General features: G+C 66.3%; 22 protein-coding genes. 4 read left to right on the top strand and 18 right to left on the bottom strand.

The genetic code is table 11. From position 1 onward, the window contains the following. Nucleotides 1–1,218 carry a 5-aminolevulinate synthase gene (hemA, locus tag ACLB6G_RS18890; protein ID WP_410357782.1) on the top strand — a complete coding sequence of 406 codons (1,218 nt, stop codon included), beginning with the start codon at nucleotides 1–3 and terminating at the stop codon, nucleotides 1,216–1,218. A gap of 45 nt (nucleotides 1,219–1,263) precedes the next feature. After that, nucleotides 1,264–1,818, top strand: coding sequence for an isopentenyl-diphosphate Delta-isomerase (idi, locus tag ACLB6G_RS18885; RefSeq protein ID WP_410357781.1), 555 nt, complete (start codon nucleotides 1,264–1,266; stop codon nucleotides 1,816–1,818). A 259-nt stretch (nucleotides 1,819–2,077) separates the two neighbouring features. Here the strand turns inward: idi and pufC are convergent, their stop codons facing one another. The 12 genes from pufC to ACLB6G_RS18825 form a co-directional block, all read right to left on the bottom strand. Beyond that, on the bottom strand, nucleotides 2,078–3,223 hold the full coding sequence (gene pufC / locus ACLB6G_RS18880) for a photosynthetic reaction center cytochrome PufC (protein ID WP_410357780.1): 1,146 nt from the start codon (nucleotides 3,221–3,223) through the stop codon (nucleotides 2,078–2,080). 13 nt (nucleotides 3,224–3,236) lie between these two features. Next, entirely contained in the window at nucleotides 3,237–4,202 is a 966-nt protein-coding gene (gene pufM, locus ACLB6G_RS18875) for a photosynthetic reaction center subunit M (RefSeq protein ID WP_410357779.1), read from the bottom strand. Nucleotides 4,203–4,213: 11 nt separating this feature from the next. Beyond that, a complete protein-coding gene (gene pufL, locus ACLB6G_RS18870; RefSeq protein ID WP_410357778.1) occupies nucleotides 4,214–5,059 on the bottom strand; it encodes a photosynthetic reaction center subunit L in 846 nt (281 codons plus the stop codon). Between the two features lie 101 nt (nucleotides 5,060–5,160). After that, nucleotides 5,161–5,358 (bottom strand): light-harvesting antenna LH1, alpha subunit, encoded by a 198-nt coding sequence (gene pufA, locus ACLB6G_RS18865; RefSeq protein ID WP_410357777.1) that lies wholly within the window; start codon nucleotides 5,356–5,358, stop codon nucleotides 5,161–5,163. Nucleotides 5,359–5,369: 11 nt separating this feature from the next. Continuing rightward, nucleotides 5,370–5,591: a light-harvesting antenna LH1, beta subunit gene (pufB, locus tag ACLB6G_RS18860; RefSeq protein ID WP_410357776.1), complete on the bottom strand. Its 222-nt coding sequence runs from the start codon at nucleotides 5,589–5,591 to the stop codon at nucleotides 5,370–5,372. Between the two features lie 114 nt (nucleotides 5,592–5,705). Beyond that, a complete protein-coding gene (locus ACLB6G_RS18855) occupies nucleotides 5,706–5,990 on the bottom strand; it encodes a hypothetical protein (RefSeq protein ID WP_410357775.1) in 285 nt (94 codons plus the stop codon). Further along, nucleotides 5,987–7,432 carry a chlorophyllide a reductase subunit Z gene (gene bchZ, locus ACLB6G_RS18850; RefSeq protein WP_410357774.1) on the bottom strand — a complete coding sequence of 482 codons (1,446 nt, stop codon included), beginning with the start codon at nucleotides 7,430–7,432 and terminating at the stop codon, nucleotides 5,987–5,989. The genes ACLB6G_RS18855 and bchZ overlap by 4 nt, the downstream gene beginning before the upstream one ends. Further along, nucleotides 7,426–8,982, bottom strand: a complete 1,557-nt coding sequence (gene bchY / locus ACLB6G_RS18845) for a chlorophyllide a reductase subunit Y (protein WP_410357773.1) — start codon at nucleotides 8,980–8,982, stop codon at nucleotides 7,426–7,428. Before bchY ends, bchZ begins: the two co-directional genes overlap by 7 nt. A 15-nt stretch (nucleotides 8,983–8,997) precedes the next feature. Beyond that, the gene (locus ACLB6G_RS18840; protein ID WP_410357772.1) at nucleotides 8,998–10,005 is read right to left on the bottom strand and encodes a chlorophyllide a reductase iron protein subunit X; all 1,008 of its coding nucleotides are present in this window, start codon (nucleotides 10,003–10,005) and stop codon (nucleotides 8,998–9,000) included. After that, nucleotides 10,002–10,940, bottom strand: a complete 939-nt coding sequence (bchC, locus tag ACLB6G_RS18835; protein WP_410357771.1) for a chlorophyll synthesis pathway protein BchC — start codon at nucleotides 10,938–10,940, stop codon at nucleotides 10,002–10,004. The genes ACLB6G_RS18840 and bchC overlap by 4 nt, the downstream gene beginning before the upstream one ends. 115 nt (nucleotides 10,941–11,055) lie before the next feature. Continuing rightward, entirely contained in the window at nucleotides 11,056–12,192 is a 1,137-nt protein-coding gene (locus tag ACLB6G_RS18830) for a methyltransferase (protein ID WP_410357770.1), read from the bottom strand. Between the two features lie 48 nt (nucleotides 12,193–12,240). Continuing rightward, a complete protein-coding gene (locus ACLB6G_RS18825) occupies nucleotides 12,241–13,110 on the bottom strand; it encodes a polyprenyl synthetase family protein (RefSeq protein ID WP_410357769.1) in 870 nt (289 codons plus the stop codon). Nucleotides 13,111–13,219: 109 nt separating this feature from the next. On the opposite strand from ACLB6G_RS18825, the gene crtD reads away from it, so the two are divergent. Next, nucleotides 13,220–14,806 (top strand): 1-hydroxycarotenoid 3,4-desaturase CrtD, encoded by a 1,587-nt coding sequence (gene crtD / locus ACLB6G_RS18820; RefSeq protein ID WP_410357768.1) that lies wholly within the window; start codon nucleotides 13,220–13,222, stop codon nucleotides 14,804–14,806. Then, entirely contained in the window at nucleotides 14,803–15,657 is an 855-nt protein-coding gene (locus ACLB6G_RS18815) for a carotenoid 1,2-hydratase (protein ID WP_410357767.1), read from the top strand. The genes crtD and ACLB6G_RS18815 overlap by 4 nt, the downstream gene beginning before the upstream one ends. A gap of 15 nt (nucleotides 15,658–15,672) precedes the next feature. On the opposite strand, the gene ACLB6G_RS18810 is transcribed toward ACLB6G_RS18815, so the two are convergent. Genes ACLB6G_RS18810 through bchI form a run of 6 tightly spaced genes read right to left on the bottom strand, consistent with a single transcriptional unit; the run spans nucleotide 15,673 to nucleotide 22,358 of the window. Next, on the bottom strand, nucleotides 15,673–15,843 hold the full coding sequence (locus ACLB6G_RS18810; protein ID WP_410357766.1) for a hypothetical protein: 171 nt from the start codon (nucleotides 15,841–15,843) through the stop codon (nucleotides 15,673–15,675). Then, entirely contained in the window at nucleotides 15,836–17,026 is a 1,191-nt protein-coding gene (locus ACLB6G_RS18805; RefSeq protein ID WP_410357765.1) for a phytoene/squalene synthase family protein, read from the bottom strand. Before ACLB6G_RS18805 ends, ACLB6G_RS18810 begins: the two co-directional genes overlap by 8 nt. Continuing rightward, a complete protein-coding gene (locus tag ACLB6G_RS18800; protein WP_410357764.1) occupies nucleotides 17,023–18,582 on the bottom strand; it encodes a phytoene desaturase in 1,560 nt (519 codons plus the stop codon). Before ACLB6G_RS18800 ends, ACLB6G_RS18805 begins: the two co-directional genes overlap by 4 nt. Next, nucleotides 18,579–19,496, bottom strand: coding sequence for an alpha/beta fold hydrolase BchO (gene bchO, locus ACLB6G_RS18795; RefSeq protein ID WP_410357763.1), 918 nt, complete (start codon nucleotides 19,494–19,496; stop codon nucleotides 18,579–18,581). Before bchO ends, ACLB6G_RS18800 begins: the two co-directional genes overlap by 4 nt. After that, nucleotides 19,493–21,331 carry a VWA domain-containing protein gene (locus ACLB6G_RS18790; protein WP_410357762.1) on the bottom strand — a complete coding sequence of 613 codons (1,839 nt, stop codon included), beginning with the start codon at nucleotides 21,329–21,331 and terminating at the stop codon, nucleotides 19,493–19,495. The genes bchO and ACLB6G_RS18790 overlap by 4 nt, the downstream gene beginning before the upstream one ends. Beyond that, complete coding sequence (gene bchI / locus ACLB6G_RS18785; RefSeq protein ID WP_410357761.1) at nucleotides 21,324–22,358, bottom strand: magnesium chelatase ATPase subunit I; 1,035 nt, start codon at nucleotides 22,356–22,358, stop codon at nucleotides 21,324–21,326. The genes ACLB6G_RS18790 and bchI overlap by 8 nt, the downstream gene beginning before the upstream one ends. Between the last annotated feature and the right edge of the window lie 543 nt (nucleotides 22,359–22,901).

Genomic DNA, 22,901 nt, shown 5'->3' with positions numbered 1-22,901 from the left:
ATGGACGCATTCAAGCAGATGGAAGCTGCACTTGCCGGGCTGCACAAGGCAGGCAATTACCGCGTCTTTGCCGAACTCGAGCGCCAATGCTCCGCCTTCCCGCTCGCCACCATCCATCGTCCCGACGGAAGCACCGGAACGGTTACGGTTTGGTGCTCGAACGATTATCTCGGCATGGGCCAGAACCCGCTTGTCACCAACCGGATGATCGAGGTGATGCGCCAGTGCGGCGCCGGCGCCGGCGGCACGCGCAACATTTCCGGCACCAACCACTATCATGTGCAGTTGGAGCGCGAGCTTTCCGACCTGCACGGCAAGGAGGCGGCGCTGATCTTCTCGTCCGGCTATGTCTCCAACTGGGCGGCGCTCGGTACGCTGGCGGGCAGGATTCCGGGCATGATCGTCTATTCCGATGCGCTCAACCACGCTTCGATGATCGAGGGCATCCGCCATGCCCGATGCGAGAAGCGCGTGTTCCGCCACAATGATCCGCAGGACCTGGAAAGGCTGCTGCAACAGGACGACCCGGCAGCGCCGAAGCTCGTCGCCTTCGAGAGCGTCTACTCGATGGACGGCGACATCGCGCCGATCGCCGAGATTTGCGATGTGGCGGAACGATACAACGCGATGACCTATCTCGACGAGGTTCATGCTGTCGGGATGTACGGCCCGCGCGGCGGCGGCGTGGCCGAGCGTGAGGGACTGATGAACCGCCTGACCGTCATCGAGGGCACGCTCGGCAAGGCCTATGGCGTCATGGGCGGATACATCACCGGGCCTGCTACGCTGATCGACTTCGTGCGATCGTTCGCTTCCGGCTTCATCTTCACCACCGCCCTGCCTCCGGCGCTGGCGGCCGGTGCGGCCGCATCGATCCGGCATCTCAAGCAAAGCGAGCTGGAGCGCCGCGGTCACCAGCGTGCGGTGGCCAAGGTGCGCGCCGCGCTCGACGCCAAGGGCATCCCTCACATGGCCAATCCTAGCCACATCGTCCCGGTGATGGTGGGCAACGCCGCCAAGTGCAAGCGGATATCGGATGCATTGCTGGACGATCACGGTATCTATGTGCAGCCGATCAACTATCCGACAGTGCCCGTGGGCACGGAGCGCTTGCGCATAACGCCGACGCCGTTGCATAGCGACGCCGACATCCGTCACCTGGCGGATGCGCTGTGTGCGATGTGGTCGCAATGCGCGCTGGCCCGGGCAGCGGCGTGAAGCGCACCGGGATGCGGGCGACAGGATGAACGGGTGAGCAGCTGAATGGTGCGTGTGCAAAACCGGCGGGAAACGAATTGCGACATCATCATTCCCGCGGTCGCGGGCGACGGTGCGCTATTCCCCATCGCCAAGCTGAAGGCGCACCAGGACGGCCAGTTGCATCTCGCCGTCTCCGTTTTCGTATTCGATGGTGATGACCTGCTGATCCAGCGGCGCGCCCGCCAGAAATACCATTGCGGCGGGTTGTGGGCGAACACGTGCTGCACCCATCCGTTCTGGAACGAAAGCGTCGAGGCTTGCGCGCCGCGGCGCCTGCACGAGGAACTCGGTTTCTCGCTGCCCCTGACGCGCCATGACACGGTGGAATACACGGCCGAGGTCGGCGGTGGGCTGACAGAGCACGAGCGCGTGACGCTGTTCAGCGCAAACGTCGACCGGCGCACGATCGAAATTCGCCCGGATCCGGCCGAGGTCGACGAGACGCGCTGGATTTCCCTGCACGATCTGCGGCGCGAGGCCGAGGACGATCCGTCCGCCTTCACGCCCTGGCTGCGCATCTATCTTGAGCGCTTCCCGGATCTGCGCTTCACGTCCTGAATCTTTCCCACAGGCTTTCTCCGGTACCCATATCCGTCACGATGCTGCGCGGCATGCGCTCTTGCGTGCGCGGGCACTGGACTGCCGTGGTGCGCGTCCGGGGCGAAACCACGGCCTTTCAGGCGGATATTGTTTTTGCAAGGGAAGGGGATGTCTCGACATTGTCCTGCCCTGCTGGGCACCCGCAAACGAAATCGAGGGCGGGAAAGGCCCGCCCTCGAATCGGCTTTCGGTATGCGCCCCGGGGCGCGGTCGGCGGTCAGTTGCTCTGAACCGCCGGGCTTGCGTTTGTCGCCAGCTTGTCGTTGCCCGGAAGGGCAGGCGTCGCGCCAAGCCGGAGCGTCTTGCCGGGTTCGTAGGAGTCATAGTCCGGCACGTCGGCCGGCCCTTTCTTTCCAAGCGAGTCCAGATAGTCTTTCAGCATGGACACGCCGTAGAGCGGCTTCTGCACGCTGTTGTGACAGGTGGCGCAGCCGACCTTTAGGACATCGCCCTCGGGCCCCTTGCGGTTATCCGGAAAGACCGGGGACAGGCCCTCCATGTAGGACATGTTGACATCGCGCGTCATGCGTATGCCGTGCCAGGCGGTGACACGTTGCGGCGGGCTCTGGTCCCAGTCGTTGAACGCGCGCGAGTTGTGGCAGGTCGTGCAATTGACGCCCAGCGATTCCGACATGTGCATCATCAGCGCCCAGGTCTGCTCGGTCTCCTTGACGCCGGTCGGGTTGTTGCCCGACGGAAGGGCCGTCAACGGCGTCACGCGGATCGGCGTGTCGTTGAGCAGGTAGGCCTCGAGTGCGTTTTGCGGCATCGAGGTGCGGCCGGCGTTCTCGGCCACGACATTCTGGCCGCCCCGGACCAGCGTAGCGGCGCTCGCGGGCTTCGGCGAAAGATCGCGCGACCACACTTCCGCCGGGACGTGCTGGCCGCGATGACAGGTGTAGCAGGTGACGCCGGTGGCAGCCACGTGCGCCTGCCAATCCACATTTATGGCCTGCGTCATCTGGATCATCCGGCGCGCCACGACCTTCTGGTAGAGTTCGTCGGACGCCATGTTTTCGGGATTGTGGCAGTAGTTGCAGCCTTCGTTGGGCGAGATCCAGTTGGTGATCGAGGCCATGAACTGGTTGAACTGGTCGTCGGAAAGATCACCCAGGACCTGCACGTTCTCGTAAATGTCACCGGCCTTGTCGCCGCCCGGATCAGCCTCCCACGGGGCTTCCGGCACCGTGTTGGCCGCCTTCAGCGCAGCCTGGTTCTCGATATCCTGCGACAGGTACATGCCCGTGCCGCGATATCCTGTTTGGGTGGTCTCGACGGGCGGGGCATCCCAGCCCGCCCCGACGAAACTTGCTATGGCCAGCAGGGAACCGGCGCTGACGGCAAAAGGTAACCAAAGTCGCATGTCCGTCACTCCTTCACTGTATCGCCGGATCAACGACGCCCGGGAAAACGTCAGGCAACGGGGCGACGATGCCGTGTTGCATGCCCCAAAGGTACCAGTTGTCTACCACGGTGCCGGTCAGCAGGATGCCGATACCGCCGGTCAGCGGGGTCAGGATGGCGAACCACCACGCCCAGCGGTGAACCGACTCCATCGTGGCGTTGAAACCCATCGTCCAGCGCCAGAACAGGGCGGCGCGTTCGGATGCCGTGCCGCGATCGGTGATCTGCTCCAGTTCGCGTTCCCCGCCATACCTGCCGACGGCAAGGATCGTCGCGCCATGCATGGCGAAGAGCAGCACCGAACCGTAGAGGAAGACGATGGAGAGGCAGTGGAAGGGGTTGTAGTAGAGGTTGCCGTAGCGGATCGAGAAGGCCGCGGTCCAGTCGAGATGCGGGAAGATGCCGAACGGCACGGCTTCGGAGAAATTGCCCATCAACAGCGGGCGGATGAAGCCCAGGACCAGGAAGAGCCAGATCGCTGATGCAAAGGCCCAGGCGACATGGGTGCCGAGTTCGAGTTGGCGCGCGCGCCGGTAAACCCGAACCCACCACAAGATGACGGACAGGGTGAGAAAGAAGCCGGCGATCAGCCACCAGCCGCCTTCGGCAAGCGGCGGCAGGACGGTCAGGCCGTATTTTGCCGGGGGCGGCTCCAGGCCGAGCCAGAAGAGCTGCCGCACGAACTGGACCGGATCCCAGCCCACCGAGGCCAGCATGTTGAGGCCGATGATCTCGAAGGCGATGAAGCCGAACAGGAGCGACAGCGTGCCGAGCCAGCCGAGATAGATCGGGCCGATCTGCGCATTGCCGATGATGCCGAACAGTTTCACGGCGAACGGCTGGCCGAGGCGCGGGGCGTCGCCGCGCGGAAGCGGCATGCCCGCTTCCATCGGTCCGCTCACCTTCACCGGTGTGATGAAATTCAGGTACTGGGCCATGTCGGTTCTCCTCAGCTCCAGATCGGCAGGTCGAGCCACCAGCTCCACCATTGCGGCCAGCCCTTGTTCCAGAACGGTCCGCTGATCACGATGCAGACCGCGCTCCAGAAGCCGGCGTTGAGGGCCAGGATCAGGCCGAGGCGGTGGATGCCCAGCGTGCCGATCGAATAGCCGATGATGTCGCGGAAGAAGGTGTCTTCGTATTCGGGCGTCTTCACCTCGGCCTGCTGGCCCGGTTTATCGCGCGACTCGCCGGGATTCGACGCCGACAGGATCAGGCCGCCATGCAGCGCCAGCGCCAGCGTCGTCGTGAAGAAGAACGACACCGCGATCATGTGCGCCGGGTTGTAATGGAAATGCAGGTACTGGTAGCCGACGTTCGACACCCAGTCGAGGTGGCTGAAGATGCCATAGGGGAAGCCGTGGCCCCATGCGCCCAGCAGCAGCGGCCGGAACACCACCAGCGTCGCATAGGCGAAGATCGCGAAGGAAAAGGCGAACGGCACGTGGTAGCCGATGCCGAGTTTGCGGCAGATCTCGACCTCGCGCAGCGCCCAGGAAATGAACGCGCCAAGTGCGCAGATGGTGATGATCTGCCACAATCCGCCTTCCATGAGCGGCGCAAGCGCCAACCCGTAGGAGAGGTCAGGCGGCGCAATCGAGATGCGCCAGATGTTCCATGTCGGCCCGAGTGCGGCGCCGTACACGATCAGCGCCGTTCCCAGCGCCGCGAAGAAGGCGGTGGTGACGCCGAAAAAACCGACATAGAAGGGCCCGACCCAGAAATCGAACAGGTCGCCGCCGATCAATGTCCCGCCGCGAACGCGATATTTCCGCTCAAAACTCAGCAGCGCCATGTGAGATCCTCCAAGAAAGCGCCGGACGTGGCCCGGTTGCGTGTTTCTTGGCGGCGGGCGAAACCGGCATGTGCCGGCGCCGCCCGCCACCGTCTTGTTGTTCAGCCGATGAGGCTCCCGCCCACATCCTGAGAGATCGACTGCTCCAGCGCGCCGGTCATGAGAGGCTTGCCCTCAAGCCAGTTGAAGCGGTCGGTGCTCAAAAGGATGAAGTGGATCAGGATGGCGAGCGTGAACAGGAACACGGACAGTGCGACCAGCGCCTTGCGCGGGTCGAACATGAGCCAGATTCTCCACATGTCGCGCCCTCCTATGCTACCATCGGCAGAAGCGCCTGGACCGCCTGGTCAAAGCTCTGGAGAGAGCTGTAACCTTCAGGCCCAGGAATCCAGGGACGCCACATCCACACCAGGATATGCGCGACGATCGCGATCGCCGTGAATATCATGAAGCCTTGGATGAAGAGTCCGTGGACCTCGCGCGCTTCGCTTTCGGTCAGACCCGAAAGGGAGACGTTTGATGAGTCAGCCATCAAAGCCACCTCCTAGTCTCGAAAACCGCGGGGCCCCCGCGGCGGGGTTTGACGGAAGGCGCAAGCCCCCGTCGGTTTTTGCCAGGGTCGAGAACCACGGCAAAAGGGGTACGGCTAGGCGCGAAACGCATAGCCCACGGCTGCACAAGCCGCTGATTTCGCTTCGGCGAAGACGGATTCGCGAACGCGCATCCCCGCCTTGCCGAAAAACGCGCCGGTCCGGCCCGCCACCGCAGCGATCAGGCAGAGCGGGTAGGACAAGCAGTAAAGGAAGAGCATCAGCCGACGCTCGGCACGGTGGTCGTCATGGCGATGCTGCAGTGGGGCATGGGCCTGTGTTGCTTGTTCCATGGTCGTTCCTCCGTTCTGGACGGTTGCTGCCGGGGTTCCGGTAATCATGCGCGCACCTTCTGGATGCGGGCGGCCGTTTCAACGATCTCGCGGGTGACTGTGCTGCCTCCGGTGCGACGCGTCTCCCGTTCGGCTTCGTCGCGCAGGCGCTTGGCGGCGGAAATGCGCACCAGCACCGGTTCCTCGTTGACGTGTGCGTCAAGCGCGGCCTGTGCCTCGGGCAACCAGTCGAGTTCCCGGTCGAGGCGCGTGGTGGTCGCCTCGATCTCGTCGAGTTCGCCGGCGCGCGGCAGGATGTTGAACAACACGTCGAACAGTGCGTTGCAGACTTCCTGGATCAGCCAGGAGGCGCCGGAATAACCCATGACCGGCGTGCCGGTGTGCCGGCGCACGATTGCTCCGGGATAGGAAAGCTGGATGAATTTCGCCCGGCAGTTCGTCTCGGCCATGTACATCCGCTCGTTGAACGAGCCGAACATCACCAAGGGCGGCGATGTCCGTACCAGTTCGCTGACGGCCTGGTTGTCGGTCTTGCGCCCGGCGTGGCGGGTCACGGCAAAAGTGCAGGGCAGCCCCATCTCCTCTTCAAGGAAATGGCGCACGCCGCGCGTATAGGTTTCGCCGGCGACGATGGCGAACGATGCGGTCGCGAAGAAATCCTGCGTTACCGAACGCCAGAGATCCCACATCGGCTTCAGCGTCGTGTGCTTCTCGCGGGCGATGAAGGGTTCGGGATCGAGGCCGAGGATTTCACCAAGCTTGCGCAGGAACCGCGTCGTCGAGTGGATGCCTATCGGCGCCTGCAGATACGGCCGGTCCAGCGCCTCGCACAGCAGGCGGCCGAATTCGCGGTACAGGCAGACATTGGCTTCGGCGTCGGCGAGGCCGCGCACGTCATCGACATGGCTGCCAAGCGGGAAGGTCATGTTGACCTCGGCGCCGATACCCTCGATCAGGCGGCGGATCTCGGCGAGATCGGAGGGCATGTTGAACGTGCCGTAGATCGGGCCGATGATGTTGACTCTCGGCTTCTGGCCCTCCTTGCGCTTGCGCACGGCAGGCACCTTCTTCGGGCCGAATTCGGTCCACAGCCATTTGAGCGCCCGGTCCGCGCTTTGCCACTGGTCCTCGTCTATGGTGCGCGGCAGGAAACGCAGGATGTTGGAGCCTTGCGGCGTGACGCCGCCGCCGATCATCTCGGCGATGGACCCGGTGACGACGACGGCGGGGAGGTCCGGATCGAGCGCACGCCGGGCCCGCTTCATGGCGTTTTCGGTGCCGTGCTGGCCGAGTTCGTCTTCCGAAAGGCCACTGACCACGATGGGCAGTTCATGCGGCGGCAGCGCGTCGGTGTAGTGCAGCACCGAGGTGACCGGCAGGTTCTCGCAACCCACCGGACCGTCGATGATGACCTGCAGGCCCTTGATCGCCGTGAAGGCGTAGACGCTGCCCCAATAGCCGCCGGCCCGGTCGTGGTCGAGGATCAGCATCCCACGCTCTCCCCGTTGTCGACGGCATTGCTTGAGACGCGAACGCGCGCGGCGTACTTCTTCCGGTAGGCGGACTTGTCCTTTGGCGTCTCTTCCCAGATGCCGGCGGTGTCGCCGTCGCCCACGCCCTCGAAGAACTCACGCATCGTCTCGAAGCGGGGACGGTTGGCGATCGCCGCGTTGATGACGGCGGGCAGCGAGCCTGCGCCGGCCGGTCCCATCAGCGGGCGCGACGAGATGAGGTTGGTGAAGTAGAGCGCCGGTGTGGCCGCTTCCTTCGCCTTCTGGACGACCGGCGTCGTGCCGATGGCAAGGTCGGGGCGATACTCCTCGAAGGCGGCGATGTCCTGTTCCAGCGAAGCGCGGAAACGCAGTTCGACGCCGTGTGCGGCGAGCCATTCGGCATCCTGGGCATTGTGGACCGTCTTCGGGCAGGCCGTGCCCACATAACGCAGGTCGGCGCCAAGCTCGACCAGCAGCCTGGCGACGACAAGTTCGGAGCCTTCGTAGCCGGAAAGCGTGATGCGGCCCTTTATCTTCTGGTCCGCGAGCGCGGCCGAAATGGCGCCTCGCATGGCGTTGCGGCTGGCATCGGTCTTGCGCCTGGAAACGCCGCAGGCGTCGCCGATTGCCGTCAGCCAGGCGTCCGTGCCCTCGAGGCCCACAGGCGCGGAGCCGACGACAGGCCGGCCCGCCTCGGCGAATTCGCGCACCGAGGCGGTATAGAAGGGATGTATCGCCGCAACGGCGGCACAGTCGAGCGCGGCATAGAGGTCGCGCCATTCGCGCACCGGAACGGTCGGCCCGGCGGCCAGGCCCATCGGCTCCAGCATGGCGGCAATCACCATCGGGTCGGCCGGAAACATCTCGCCAAGCAGGGTCACGGTCGGCCGGCCGGAGCGCCCTGCACGCGGCGTCTGGACCGGCCCGGCCTTCACCTCGGCACGCGCATAGGCAAGCATCGCCGCGGAGAGGACATCCTTGGCCTCCGCATGGGTCGGCACGCCGAAGCCCGGCACGTCGATGCCGACAATGCGCACGCCGTCGATCTCGCGCGGCAGCATCTTCAGCGGGATGCCGGACGCCGTCGGGACACACAGGTTCGTGACGATCACCGCGTCGTACTTGTCCGGATCCGCCATCTGGTGAACGGCGTCGCGGATGTCCTCGTAAAGCTTGCCGGTGACGAGCGTCTCGGAACTGAACGGCACATAACCGACAGAGCGCTTGGCGCCGTAGAAATGGGACGTGAAGGTCAGCCCGTAGACGCAACAGGCCGAACCCGAGAGGATGGTCGCGACGCGGCGCATGCGCAAACCCACGCGCAACGACCCGAAGGCCGGGCACATGGATTGCGGCTGGTCGTGCGGTCCCTTCGGGTAGTCGGCCTCGAAACGGTCCATGAGCGCACCGTTGCCGGCGGCGCGGGCGGCGGCCTGCGAAAGCTCCGCACCGCCATGGCACCCGGCCGCGGACGGCTCGGCGCCGACCCCGTCCGGTGCTGCTTTGGCGCTCCCTTCCCTGGAGCGTTCGTTCAACGATACGTCCATGTCAACACCATCCGGTCAGGGGTTGTCGTAGATCACTTCGAGCGACGGGCGGGCGAGCGCGCCGGCGGCGCACATGTCGGCTTCCGTGGCGGGTTCGAGCCGGTAGTTGGCGCCGGTTTCGCTGTCGTCGAAGAGCCCGAGCAGGCCATCCTGGTCGAGCGGTGACGGCAGCACCGGCGGCGCTTCCGTCAGATTGATCGCCAGCGATTCGAACAGCGGGCCCCAGCGCGAGTCCGGCGTGCCGATGATCTGGTAGTTGGCGCTCTTGCGGCGGATATCCTCATCCTGCGGAATGGAGGCGAGCACCGGAATGCCGACGGCGCGTGCAAAAGCCTGGGCCTCGCCGGTGTTGTCGTCCTTGTTGACGACGAGGCCGGCCACGCCGACATTGCCGCCGAGATTGCGGAAATACTGGACCGCCGAGCAGACGTTGTTGGCGACGTAGAGGGACTGCAGGTCGTTGGAGCCGACAACGACCACCTTCTGGCACATGTCGCGGGCGATCGGTAATCCGAAGCCGCCGCACACGACATCGCCGAGGAAATCGAGCAGCACATAGTCGAAGTCCCAGTCGTGGAAGCCGAGTTTCTCCAGCGTCTCGAAGCCGTGGATGATGCCGCGCCCTCCACAGCCACGCCCGACTTCCGGGCCGCCCAGTTCCATGGCGAAGACGCCGTCGCGCTTGAAGCAGACGTCGGAGATCTTGACCTCGGCCCCCGCTTCCTTGAGACGCGAGGCGGTGTGGATGATGGTCGGGCAGGCGCGCCCGCCGAACAGCAGCGACGTGGTATCGCTCTTCGGATCGCAACCGATCAGCAGGACCTTCTTGCCCAGCCGGGCGAGCATGTAGGACAGGTTGGCCAGCGTGAAGCTCTTGCCGATGCCGCCCTTGCCGTAGATCGCGATGATCTGGGTCTGCTTCGAAGCCTTGCCGGTGACCGGCGCGTCAGGCTCGATGGCCGCCTCCATGCGCAAGCGCTCGTGCATTTGATCGTGATCGCGGGTGGAAATTCCCTCGTTCATGCGGCCAGCCTCCAGTCAATGATCATTTTCAGGCAGTCGGGGTCTTCGAACGCCGTGCGATAGGCCGCAGGCGCATCGATGCTGCTGGCGCGGTGCGTCAGCAGGCCGTCCAGCGAAAGCCGGCCGCCGGCGACAAGGCGAAGCACGGCTTCGACATCCTCCGGGCGGAATTCGGCCGCGATGTGCAGCGAGATCTCCCGCATGAAGGCGGGCACAAAACCGATATCGAGCCGCTCACCGTAGAAACCCGCAAGCACAAGCTCGCCGCCGCGCGCCAGCCGCGAAATCGCGGCATCGATGGCCGCAACGCTTCCGCTGGCATCGACGATCGCGCTGTGTCCCTTGGTGGCGTCCCGGGCCTCGTCGACGACCTCGTAGCCAAGCGCGCCGGCGCGTCGGGCGCTGTCCCGCTCCCACACGACAGGCGGCGGCGCACCCAGCGCGATAACGGTTCGTGCGACCAGCCGGCCAAGCACGCCGTGCCCGATCACCAGGCCGACGCGCCCGCGCGCCCGGACGACGGCATGATGCGCGGTCGCCGCAAGTGCGAGCAGCACGGCCCGCTCGCCCAATTCCTCGGGGACCGGGATGACCCGGCTTTCGGATGCCACCAGCCGCGACGCGGTTGCGCCGAAAAGACCGGCTGTCCCGCGATAACAGTTCGCGCCTGGAACGAAGACGAGATCGCCGGGCTTGCGCGGCGAGTCCCTTCCGGCTTCCACGACGCGGGCCACCGACTCGTAGCCGGGCACCAGCGGATAGCCCATGCCCGGAAAGGGCGGCATCGATCCTTCAAAAAACATCTTCTCGGTGCCGGTGCTGATGCCGCTCCAGAGCGTTTCCAGCACGACGTCGCCGTCCTGCGGCGCATTGAGCGCCAGACGACGCAATGCGATCTCGCGCGGCTTTGAGAAAACGACGGCTGACGAGTCCATGCGTATCCGTCCTCCCGTATAGCTGGACCATCCTTGGAATTCTGAGTGTCAGTTTAAGTTGACAGATGTAACTGTCAAACAAAATTTACAATCGTGCCCCGGAAAGCGTGAATTCTCACTTTTCGGCCAGGACGAGGGTCGCCAGAAGCGGGTTCGCGGTGGCCTTGGCGGCGGTGTTGCGGAACCCGGCGGCCGAGAGCAGGCGGGCGATCTGTTGGGCGCTGCGGCAGCGGCCGGAGCCCATCGCCAGAAAATAGAAGTTGAAATAGGACGCAGCCAGACGCGCGCCCTCGCTCGAACCGGCCATGGCCTCGGCCACGATGACTTGCGTTCCCGGTTTCAGCGATCGGTGCAGATTGGCAAGAATTCGCGAGGCCACGTCGTCGTCATGGTCGCACAGGATACGCACAAGCGTCACGCAATCGGCGTCGCCCGGCACGGGATCGCGGGTGAAGTCGCCCCCCGTCGCCTCCGCCCTGCCGGTCAGGCCCTGCCGTGACAGGAACGCGCGCGCCCGCTCGGCGACGGCAGGCAGATCGAACAGCGTCAGCCGCAAGCGCGGATAACGCGCGCCCGCGGCGGCCAGGAAAGCGCCGTCGCCGCCGCCGATGTCCAGCACCGCGCGGTACTTGCCGAAATCATGGGCCGACAGGATGCAGTCGGCGAGCATCGCCTGGCTTTCCCGCATCAGGTCGCTGTAGGCGCCGACATCGTCTGCCGTCAGGCCGCTTTCCTGCCCGCCACGCACATAGGCCCAGTAGCGGTGCATCCGCGTGGCTTCGCCCGCGCCGCGCAACAGGGCGACGGGGTCCTGCAGGTCGGCGTAAAGCTGCGCGTGATGGTCGACCAGTGCAATCAGGCCACGGTCGGCAGCCATGACCGCGCCGGCGTCATCCAGGGCCCAAAGGTCCGGCCCGACCTCGGTCACCAGGCCGAGATCGCGCGCGCCGTCGAGCAGCATGGACATGCGCGAAAGGGGCAGCGCCGTGGCTGCGGCCAGTTCCGTGGTCTTCATGGGCGCTTGCGCAAGGCGTTCCAGCAGTCCGAGCCGCACGCAGGCGAACAGCACCTGCGAGTGCACGAAGCCGGCGGCAAGCCTGAACAGCGCATTGGCCTTGCGGTTGGCAAGGAAGCGGGTGAGCGGAAACCGCGCCAGGGCGCTGCGAAATCGCGCCGAGGCAATCACCCGGTTCCGCCAAAGCCGGTAGCGCAGCGCGAACGGGGCAGGTATTGCGGCTGGCTTTTCCGTCACGGCAAACTGTCCGGTAGCGGCTCGGCCTGTGCTGGCATCGCGATGCTGTCACGCTGCGCTGGCCGCAGCCGTCTTGGGTATCAGCCGCGTTGCCTCGTTGAGGATCATCGCCTTCAGGACATCGGCGCCGCGGCAGTCCGGTACGCTTGCCGCCGCCTCCTCGACATGGCCGCGAAGGCGGCGCAGCGCGCCTTCCACGCCCAGTTCCCGGATGATGTTCGGCTTGCCGTTGCGCGCATCCTGCTGGCAGGGCTTGCCCATCGAGCCGCTGTCGCCGAGGACGTCGTAGAGATCGTCGGCGACCTGGTAGGCCGCGCCGAGCGCATCGCCAAGTGTCCGCCATTCCGCCGGATTGCCACCCGACGCCACCGCGCCGGCGGTCACCGCGCCGACGAACAGCGACGCGGTCTTTGCGCGGTGATAGTTGACGACGTCGATCTGCTCTTCGCTTTCCCAGGCCTGCCCGGCCACCAGGCCGTAGGGTGAACCCACCGCCTTGGCGACAATGCCGATCAGCGGCGCGGTCAGGTGGGCGGCATGTTGTGTTTCGCGCGCGATGGTCTCGAAGGCGGCTACGATCAGCCCGTCTCCGGCAAGAAGCGCCATCTCCTCCCCGAACGCGACATGCACGGTGGCTACGCCCCGGCGCAATTTGGCATTGTCGAAACAGGGCATGTCGTCATGGACCAGGGAAGCGCAGTGCAGCAACTCGATTGCCGTCGCCGCACCGGTGGCCGCGGCCTGATCGCTGTCACCGCAGGCCATCGCGACGGCCAGGCACAGCCGCGGACGAATTCGTGCACCGCCGGGAAAGACCGCGTGGCGAAGCGCGTCTGCGAGCCTGGGCGGGCAGCCATTGGCGGTGGCGAACCGTATCGCGGTCTGCATGCCGGTTTCAATGCGGTCTGGGATGTTCATGAAACCGGCCTCCCGATGTCGACTCCGGATGTAAATTTCGATTGACGACTTGTAATGTCAACAAAGATTGACACAATGAGCGTCAAAGTCAACGCGCAAGGACAAAACGGTGCGCAAAACGCAGGAAGAACCGGTTGTGATCATTGGCGCCGGGATCGGCGGGCTGGCCGCGGCGCTGGTACTTGCCCTGCGCGGCGTGCAGGTAGAGGTCTTCGAGTCGGGCGCGGGGCCGGGCGGCAAGCTGCAGCCGGTCAAGGTGGGCGGGACCGCTTTCGACGGCGGGCCGACCGTGCTGACGATGCGCTGGGTGTTCGACGACCTGCTTTCCGGTTGCGGCGCAAGGCTCGACGATGTGCTGGGCCTTTCCCGTTCGCGGCTGCTGGCGCGCCATTTCTGGAGCGGCGGCGCGCAACTCGATCTTTTTGCCGATGCCGGGGAAACGGCCGCCGGCATCGAGACATTCGCCGGTTCCAGGGATGCCGACGGGTATCGGCGGTTTGTCCGTGACAGCGCGGCGATCTTCGACACCCTTCGCTCCACCTATATCGATGCGCCATGTCCCACGCCCCTGTCGCTTGCCTCACGGATCGGCTGGCAGCGGCCCGGCGCCATGCTGGCGCTGAAGCCGTTCGCGAGCCTTTGGGCGGCGCTTGGCGGCTATTTCTCCGATCCGCGCCTGCGCCAGTTGTTCGGCCGCTATGCGACCTATTGCGGTTCCTCTCCCTTCGCCGCGCCGGCCACGCTGATGCTTGTCGCCCATGCCGAACGCAGCGGCGTCTGGCTGGTGGAGGGGGGCATGCGGGCGCTCGCCGCGATGCTGGCGGGGTTGTGCGAGCAGCACGGCGTTGCGTTCCACTTCAACGAACCGGTGACGCAGATACTGGCAAGTCCGGCCGACAGGGCGGTTGCCGGCGTCGTGACCGGGAAGGACCGGATGGTGCCGGCGCGCCGCGTCATCCACAATGGCGACGAGGCGGCACTGGCCGCGCTTCTGGATCATCGCCGCCGGGGCGAGGCGCGGCCGTTTGCGAAGCGCTCGCTTTCCGCGCTGGTCGCCTGTGCGGTAGCGCGTCCGCAGGGCCTGCCGCTTGCCCACCACAATGTGTTCTTCGGCGACGACTATGCCGCCGAGTTCGATGCGATCTTCGCGCGCCGCGCCGCGCCCGCCGATCCCACGGTCTATCTTTGTGCGCAGGATCGTGACGATCTCGGCAATCCGCGGGATGCGGCCAGGCCCGATGGCGAGCGCATCTACATGCTGATGAACATGCCGGCTGACGGCGACAGGAAGATCTATCCGGAAAGCGAGCGCGAACGATGCATGACGGCGATGGAACGGAGGCTGGCGGCCGGCGGCCTGACGCTTCGGCATGGTTTGCTGCCGGCCACGGTGCGGGCGCCGGACGATTTTGCGCGGGCCTGGCCGGGCAGCGGCGGCGCGCTCTATGGCATGGCGACCCATGGCTGGACCGCGTCCTTCAGCCGTCGCGGAGCGAGAGGCCCGATCAGCGGCCTGTATCTGGCCGGCGGCTCGGTGCATCCGGGCCCGGGGGTGCCGATGGCGGCGCTTTCCGGGAAGCTGGCGGCGAAGGCGCTGCTGGCGGATGCGGGTTTGACGGAGATGTCCCGGCCGGCGGATACCGGTGGCACTATTTCGACGGCGTCAGCGATTGCGGGGAATATGCGTTCACGGTGATCGCCTTCGTCGGTTCGGTCTTCTCGACCTGGTACCATTTTGCGGGCCGCAAGCATCCGGATAATCATGTCGCACTCAACGTGGTGCTCTACACGCCGCAGGGCGATTACTGGGCCATGACCGAGCGCGGACGGCACAGCCAGGCGCGCAGTTCGTCCCGGTTCCGGATCGGGCCGAGCATGGTGCAGCGTGGCGATGACGGCATGGTCATCGATTTCAACGAGATCGCGCCGCCCTTTCCGCCCGGGCGGCTGCGGCCCAGGCGCCTTCGCGGGCGCATCGTTCTAACGCCCCGGCTTGAATGCGGCACCACCTTTGCACTCGACGCGGAAGGGCGTCACAGATGGTGGCCGGTCGCGCCCGCCGCGCGTGTGAGGGTCGAAAGCGACGTCCTTGCCGGCGGCGCTTGGGAGGGCAGCGGCTATCACGACCTGAATTGGGGCACGCGCCCGCTGGAAACGGATTTTCGCGGCTGGGACTGGTCGCGAGGGCAAACGCCGGATGGCGGCGCCATGGTGCTCTACGATGCGCGTCTGCGCGACGGGACGCGGCGGAACCTGGCGCTGCGATTTTCCGGGGACGGGGCGCCGCCAGTCGCCTTCGAGGTGCCTGGCCGGCAGCCTCTGAAGCGGGGATGGTGGGGTGTCGAAGGCGGTATCGCCTGTGATGCGGATAGCCATCCGCGCATCCTGCGCGCGCTGGAAGACACGCCGTTCTACACGCGGTCGGTCGTCGAGACGGAAATCGGCGGCGAAAAGCGGAGCATGCTGCACGAGACGCTGGATTGCGACCGGCTGGCAAACCCTGTCGTGCGTCTCATGCTGCCGTTCCGGATGCCGCGACGGGCGTGAAGGGCTTTCCTGCCATCAACCTCCGGACATGCCACCGCGATCCTCGTGCACTTCGTTGTCCCCGGAGGCCTTGCGCCGGGCTTTTTCCTCCTCGCGCTTGAGGTCGCGCCGCTGCCAGACATAGAACGCAACGGCGAGGCCGAACACGAAGGCGGCTTCGATCAGCCCGAACCAGCGCTCAAGCATGGGCAGTCATCCCGTTGTCACGTGCCGGACGGCCTGCGGGCGGTCTTGCGCTCTGGCGCGCATGCAGCGCGGTGAGGATGACGATCACCCGCTCGACCGAACCGCGGTCGCGTCCGGCGGCCGGATGCATCGCAGCCGCGAGGGTCTGGCCGCGTTCGGCGATCCCTGCCGGGGCGGCAGGCGCGAGCGCGGCGGCCGCCACCAGGCTTGCTGCGGCAGGATCGGCGGGCAGCGCCTGCGAGGCATGGTCCGGCGCGTCCGCCTGGCTGGCGCGGAGCAGAAGTGCGGCCTTGTGCGCGATCGTCGTGCGAGCACGGCGGTTGACGCTGTCATGGCCGTTTTCGGCGATTTGCGTGCCGATTGCCTTGTAGATCAGCGCGGCCGCGCGGATCGCGGGCTGGCATTGGCGCGGCAGCAAGGCGATACCGGCATGGCCGCGCCTGTAGTGGATTTCCGCTTCGTCGAGCAGGCGCCGCACCACGGCGCCCAGCGCCGGCGTGAAGCGGGGCGCGGCCAGGAAGACCGCCGGATCGATGCCGGCCTCGTCCAGCCAGTCCCGCGGCAGATAAAGCCGCCCGTTTCGCGCATCCTCGCCGATATCGCGGGCGATATTGGTCAGTTGCATGGCGATGCCGAGATCGGCGGCACGCGCCAGCGCCTGCGCACTGCGCGCGCCCATCGCCATCGCCATCATGACGCCGACGCTGGCCGCAACGCCGGTGGCATATTCCTTCACCTCGCCAAGCGTTTCGTAGCGGCGGCCGCGCAGATCCATCTCGAATCCGTCGAGCAGCGCGTTCGGCGCGGCGCGCGGGATCCCGTGATGCCGCACCGCGCGGGCGAATGCCCGGTCGCAGGAGAGCGGTGCGGGATCACCGGCATAGATCCGCTCCAGGCGCACCCGCAGCCGGTCGAGCGAGGCGAGGCTTGCGCGCGGATCATCGACAAGATCGTCGGAGTTCCGGCAGAATGCATAGAGCGCCCGCGCCGCCTCGCGTTGTCCGCGCGGCAGCAGCATCGAGGCGAGGTGGAACGATTTCGAACCACGCCGGATGGCCAGTTCGCAGGCGCGCCGGTCTGCCGCTTCCCCGTTGAAACCATGTGTCAGCGCGAGCGGACGCGCCGGCATGGGCAGCGCCAGTCCGTCCTGCGCAGACGAGCGCCCTGCTGCTGAAGCGGTCATGCGCGCCTCCCTGCCATCAATGCGGCGGGTTCGGGAACGAGGTCCGCCACGATCCGCGCCGAGCACAGGACGCCGGGCAGCCCGGCGCCCGGGTGCGTGCCCGCGCCACACAGAAAGAGATTGTCGACTTCCTCGCTCCTGTTGTGTGGCCGGAACCAGGCGCTCTGAAACAGTTTCGGTTCCAGGGCGAAGGCCGCGCCCTGCCAGGACAGCAACCGGTCGCGGAAGTCGTTCGGCGTCGCCACGCGCGAGGTCACGACATGCTGGCCCAGATCGGGCAGCAGCGTTTCGTCGAGCCGCTTCTCGATGCGCGCCCGATAGGTTTCGGCCATGGCATCCCAGTCCTGCCCGCCTGCAAGGTTGGGCACGGGACTGAGCACGTAGAAGGCGTCGCACCCGGGCGGCGCCAGCGAAGGGTCGTTGGCGGTCGGCCTGTGCAGGTAGAGGCTGAAATCCTCCGCGAGACGGCGATGGTGGAAGATGTCGTCGAGCAGGCCCCGGTAACGCGGTCCGAACACCATGGTGTGGTGATACACATCGTCATACCGGCGGTTGGTGCCGAAATACCAGACGAACAGGCTCATCGAGTAATCGCCGCCCGCCACGCGCCGGTCGGTCCACCGCCGGCGCGGATGGCGGGAAAGGAGCCGCGAGTAGGTCGTCGCCGGGTCGGCGTTGGAGACGACGATGTCGGCAGGGATCGTTTCGCCGCTGGCCAGCCGCACCGCCTTGGCCTGCCGGCCCTCGGTCACGATCTCGGTTGCCGTTTCGCCAAGACGGATCGTGCCGCCGTTGCGCTCCGTGAGCGCGGCGATGCCCTTCACCAGGGCATTGGTGCCGCCGACCGCGTAGTGAACACCGTGCTTTCCTTCCAGATGCGCAATCAGGCAATAGAACGATGTGGCCGAAAACGGATTTCCGCCGATAAGCAGCGGATGAAAGGAGAAGATGGTGCGCAGCTTCTCGTTCCTGAAATGACGCGCCACGACCGAATGAACGGAGCGATAGCCGCCGAGCCGCACCAGCCCGGCAAGCGTCCTTGCCGTGAAGGCAAGGCTGTGGAACGGCTTGTCTGCCAGTTGCTCGAATGCGACGGCGTAAATGCGGGCGCTTTCGGCCATGAAGCTGCGATAGCCCTGCACATCCTCCGGTTCGAAACGGGCGATCTCCGCCTCCATGGCCACAGTATCGCCGCTGTAGTTGAACACGGAACCGTCATCGAAGCGGATCTTGTAGAACGGCAGGCATGGCCGCAGCTCGACGTCGTCGCTCATGCGGCCGCCGCAATCATGCCAAAGCTGCTCGAACAGATGCGGCGCGGTTATGATGGTCGGCCCGGCGTCGAAGACGAACCCGTCCTGCCGATGGGCGTAGGCGCGTCCGCCCGGTGCATCGAGCGGATCGACGATCGTGACGCGATAGCCCTTCGCGGCGAGCAGCGCGCCGGCAGACAGCCCGCCGACGCCCGCGCCGATGATCACGGCTGACGGTCTCCGGTCGACCGTCGCGGTACCGGCCGGTGGCCGTGCCAGCGTGCCGGCGACGAATCCGTTCATGCCGCATCCTCCACTCTTGCCGATGCTTTCGCCGCCGCCGTGATCCACTCGCAGACCTGCTGCGGCTCGCTTTCGTGAATGAGATGTCCGCCGGTGCGGGCAAGAATCAGCCGCCCGTTGCGTGCGGCCGCAGCCATCTCGCGGGAGTTGGCCGAAGGCACCATCGGATCGTCAGCGGCGGCGATCAGCGTCAGCGGCATATCCAGACGCGTCACCGCATCGCGGAAACCGTCGAGGTTCCACGCCGCCATCATGCCCAGCGCACCTTGCACGTGGCCGGGATGTGCCATCAGGCGGCGGTAGAATTCCGCACCTTCGGCGTCGATGCGCGAACCTGTGGAGGAAATCAGGTTTTCACCGAGCGGGGTGTGGCGGGTCAGCGCGGCGAACATCGACGCGGAAAGCGGGTTGGCGAACAGCATCTTCGCCATCGGCGACAGCAGGCTGTAGCCCCGGATCGGCAGGAAAGCACCGTTGATGCCGACGACGAACCGGCCGTCCCGTCCTGGCGTTGCGGCAAACAGCGCTTCGGCGAGTTTCACGGCGATAGCCGCTCCGGCCGAATGACCGGCCAGCCCCTGCGGAACGATTTCGAGCTTGCGCAAAAGTGCCGCAAGCGCCGTCACCATGCCGGGCAGCGACAGGTCCGCGGGCCCGGACGGTCGCGTGAAACCGTGGCAGGGCAGGTCCGGGACGACCAGCCGGAACGCCCCGCCGAGGTGCGTCATCACGTGCCGCCAGGAATGCGACGAGGCGCCGGTCCCGTGCAGCAGAAGCAATGCCGGTGCATCTTCGGGACCTGCAAGCTGCACATGCCAGCGGTAACCGCCGGTCTCGACGAACCGGCTCGCCCCGCGATGCGGCCAGTCGCGCCCGTCGGTCTGCCAGTCCGGCCAGCGTGCGGCACCCGTCATGGCCGGCCCTCCTGCATGTGGCTGTCGACCAGTTCCGACATCCGCCCCGCCTCGGCCTGGCGCATGAAATGGTAGTCCGCGCCCATCGCCCGCGAAAGGTCATTGACATCGCCGCGCGGGCGGCGTGACACATCGATACACAGCTTGCGAAATGTCTGCTCGCGGTAGCGCCGCGCGATCTGTTCCAGTTCCTGCGCGGCGCGGGCACGATCGGGGGTCCCGTCCAGCGTGATGTTGCCACTGCCGTCGGTCAACAGCACGACAACCGGCGAATTGCCGGCGCGACGCACGGAAAGGGCAAGCTCCAGCCCGTGATGCAGACCGGCCACCAGCGGCGTCGGCCCGCCGCCGGCAAGCGCCGCCAGCTTGCGCTTGGCCGCCAGGAGCGACCGGGTCGGCGCAAGCGCGGTTTCCGCCCTGGTTCCGCGAAAGGCGACCAGCGCCACCTCGTCGCGGCGCACATAGCAACGCGCGAGCAGCCCTTCCACTGCGCCCTTGGCTTCGCCCAGCCGTTGGTGCGCCGTGGAGCCGGAGGCATCGACCACGAAGATCGCCGTGGAAGGCGCGGCGTGACGCAGGCGCTTGAAACGGAAATCGGACTTTCGCACCTGCAGGCGTCCTGAAGCCTGGCCGGGAAGGCCGGCGGCGGCGCGCTCCCGCAGTCGGATGATCTGCCAGGGCGCGGCAGCATTGAGTGTCGCGACGATATCGGGGCGCGCGCCGGGATAGGGCGGGCCGTGGCTGGTGCCGTATTGCCGCCCCCGGCGCGCGTTCCGCGCCATGGCGCCGGCCTTCCCGGCGGAACGCTTGCTGGCGCGCAAGACCTCTGCGGAGGCAAGATCGAGCAGGCCCATCAGCCTTGCCGTTTCGCTCTCCGTTTGCCGGTCGCCGGGCGGTTCGTCGGCGTGACGGACCTCCGCATCCTGACGGTCCCCCTTGCTGTCGCTGTTCGTGTCGTTCCGGCCGGGCGGCGGGTCTGCGGGCGGACCGTCGCCTTCATCCTGCTCCTGATGCGCAGGCTCTTCATCCGGCGCGGCGGGCAGGATCCCGAAGCACAGCCGTGCGGCCATCGTCGCGTCCGCCTCGCTTGCCTCGCTGCGGTCGCTCATCGCCGCAAGGATGCGCGCGACCAGGACCAGATGGGCATGGCGGCGCAGCGACCCGCCGGCACAGGTCAGCGCAACAGCGGAAAGGAATGCGTGCAAGCGGTCGCTGACATGCGTCGCGCGGCATTGTTCGAGCGCAGGCAGCCGGGCAGGGGCGGGGGCCTGCGCCACATGATGCCAGCCGATCCGGTCGAGGCAGATCGTCAGTCCGAGACGGTCGGCAAGTGCGGCGGGAAGCGTTTCCCCGTCATCTGCTGCCTCGTCGAGGGCGATGACGACAAACCGCGCTTCGACGCCTTGGCTTGGGTTGGCGGGATCCGGACAGGTGCCATTGTCCATCGTGGCACCGATCACGGCCGCATTTGCAGGTTCGAGCCGCTCCGCCATCGAAAGCAGCAGCGCACCGCCATCGGCGAGCGCGAGCAGACCGGTCTCGGAAACAAGACGCGCGGCGGCGACACTTTGCGAAACGTCCACTCCGCCGGTGAGCCGGGAAAGCGGCGCCATCGCCGATGCCCGCACGATCCGCGCCGTGGCCGGGCCTGCAGTTTCGAGACATTGCAGGAAGGCATCGCGCACCGGCCCGGCGCGCGCCTGAACCCGGACGCCGCCGAGTGACGGGCCGGCCACCGCCAGAACCCGTGCCGCGAGCAACGCTTCGCGCCAAAGCTGCGCGCCTAGCCGGTCGGCTGCATCAACCGGGTTGTCGGGCGGCCGCGCTTCAGCCATGGCCGGCGCCGTTCATCGCCGCAATGGCCCGTTCGATGCGCACTGTGCTGGCGGTATCGTCGAGCGGATCGCGCCGCAGACGGTGGCGCAGCACCATGGGCGCGGCCGCGACCGCATCCTCCCAGCGGACCTCGGTTCGCCCCTCCAGTGCGGTTGCCGCCCGCGCCGCGCGCATCAGCGTCAGTTCGCCCCGCATGCCGTCGATGCCGAGCGCCATGCACAGTTCCGACATGCGGCGCAGGACGGCGTCGGCCGTTTCGACCTTGGACAGGAGCTTGCGGGCGCTGACAACGCGGTTGCGCACGCCGGCTTCACGCTTGCGCCAACGTGCTGAAAAGCCTTCCGGATCCGCCTCGTAGGAGTCGCGCCTGCGGATCACCTCGATGCGCTGGTCGAGATCGGAAATCGTCTTCACATCGACCGAAAGGCCGAACCGGTCGAGCATCTGCGGCCTGAGGTCGCCTTCCTCGGGGTTGCCGCTGCCGACCAGCACGAACCGGGCATCGTGGCGGATGCTCAGCCCTTCCCGCTCGACGATGTTGACGCCGGATGCGGCCGCGTCGAGCAGCAGGTCGACGACATGATCCTCCAGCAGGTTGACCTCGTCGATGTAGAGAAAGCCGCGATTGGCGGCGGCAAGCAGGCCGGGCTCGAACCGCTTGACGCCGGCGACCAGGGCCTTTTCGAGGTCGAGGGCGCCGCAGACGCGGTCTTCCGTTGCGCCGAGCGGCAGGTCCACCATCGGCGCCCGGATCTTCACGACGCGCGGCGGCTTGGCGTGCCCCTCGCAGCGGCAGTTTTCGCAGGCCGTCTGCGGCATTTCGGGAAGGCAGTTGAACCGGCAGCCATCGCGGGTCTCGATCTTCGGCAGAAGTTCGGCCAGCGCCCGCACGGTCGTCGATTTGCCGGTCCCCCGGTCGCCGAAGACCAGCACGCCGCCGAGTGTCGGATCGACGGCGGCCATGAGCAACGCCGTCTTCATTTCCTCCTGGGCGACGATGGCAGAGAACGGAAAGACGGAAGGCATGACGGCAACGCTTGCTCCAGTGTGTCAACCCAAGTTTACACAATTTGTCGCGCAGCAAAAGTGGGCACGCAGGTGTTGCGGCATGATTTCGTGGACCTTCATGTTTCCGGCCCCTGTTTCCGGAACGTCCATCCGGTTGAAAACGGCCTCGATCGCTGCCACCGGGAAAGCGGACCGACGCTGGCCGTTTGGCGATCGTCGAGGCGGTGAGAGTGGCGCATCGCCGCCGCCCCGGGCTGTCATCCGGAAACGCCGGCGGGTGTTCCGGCGTGCTTGCCCGGCCCGTCCGGTGGAGCCGGACGGCAAACATTTTTTCGTCCGGCCTTGTTTAAACCGCTATTTGCATATAGGCATGAGTCACACGGACGACTGGCGATCAGGTTCGTCTGTATGACAGGCCCTGTGAAATCGTTTCCTGTCGCTGCAAGGATCGGGCGCTGACAGCCGCGCAAGGATCCACACATCTTCGCTCCCGCCCGGTGCCGGTCTCTCAAGACACCCCGGTTTGACTATTGTTACATTGCTGAACACTGCAATGCAGGA

The organism is Zhengella sedimenti, from assembly GCF_046506625.1.
GTDB classification, from domain to species: domain Bacteria; phylum Pseudomonadota; class Alphaproteobacteria; order Rhizobiales; family Rhizobiaceae; genus Zhengella; species Zhengella sedimenti.
This window is presented reverse-complemented; position numbering and strand designations above follow the sequence as displayed.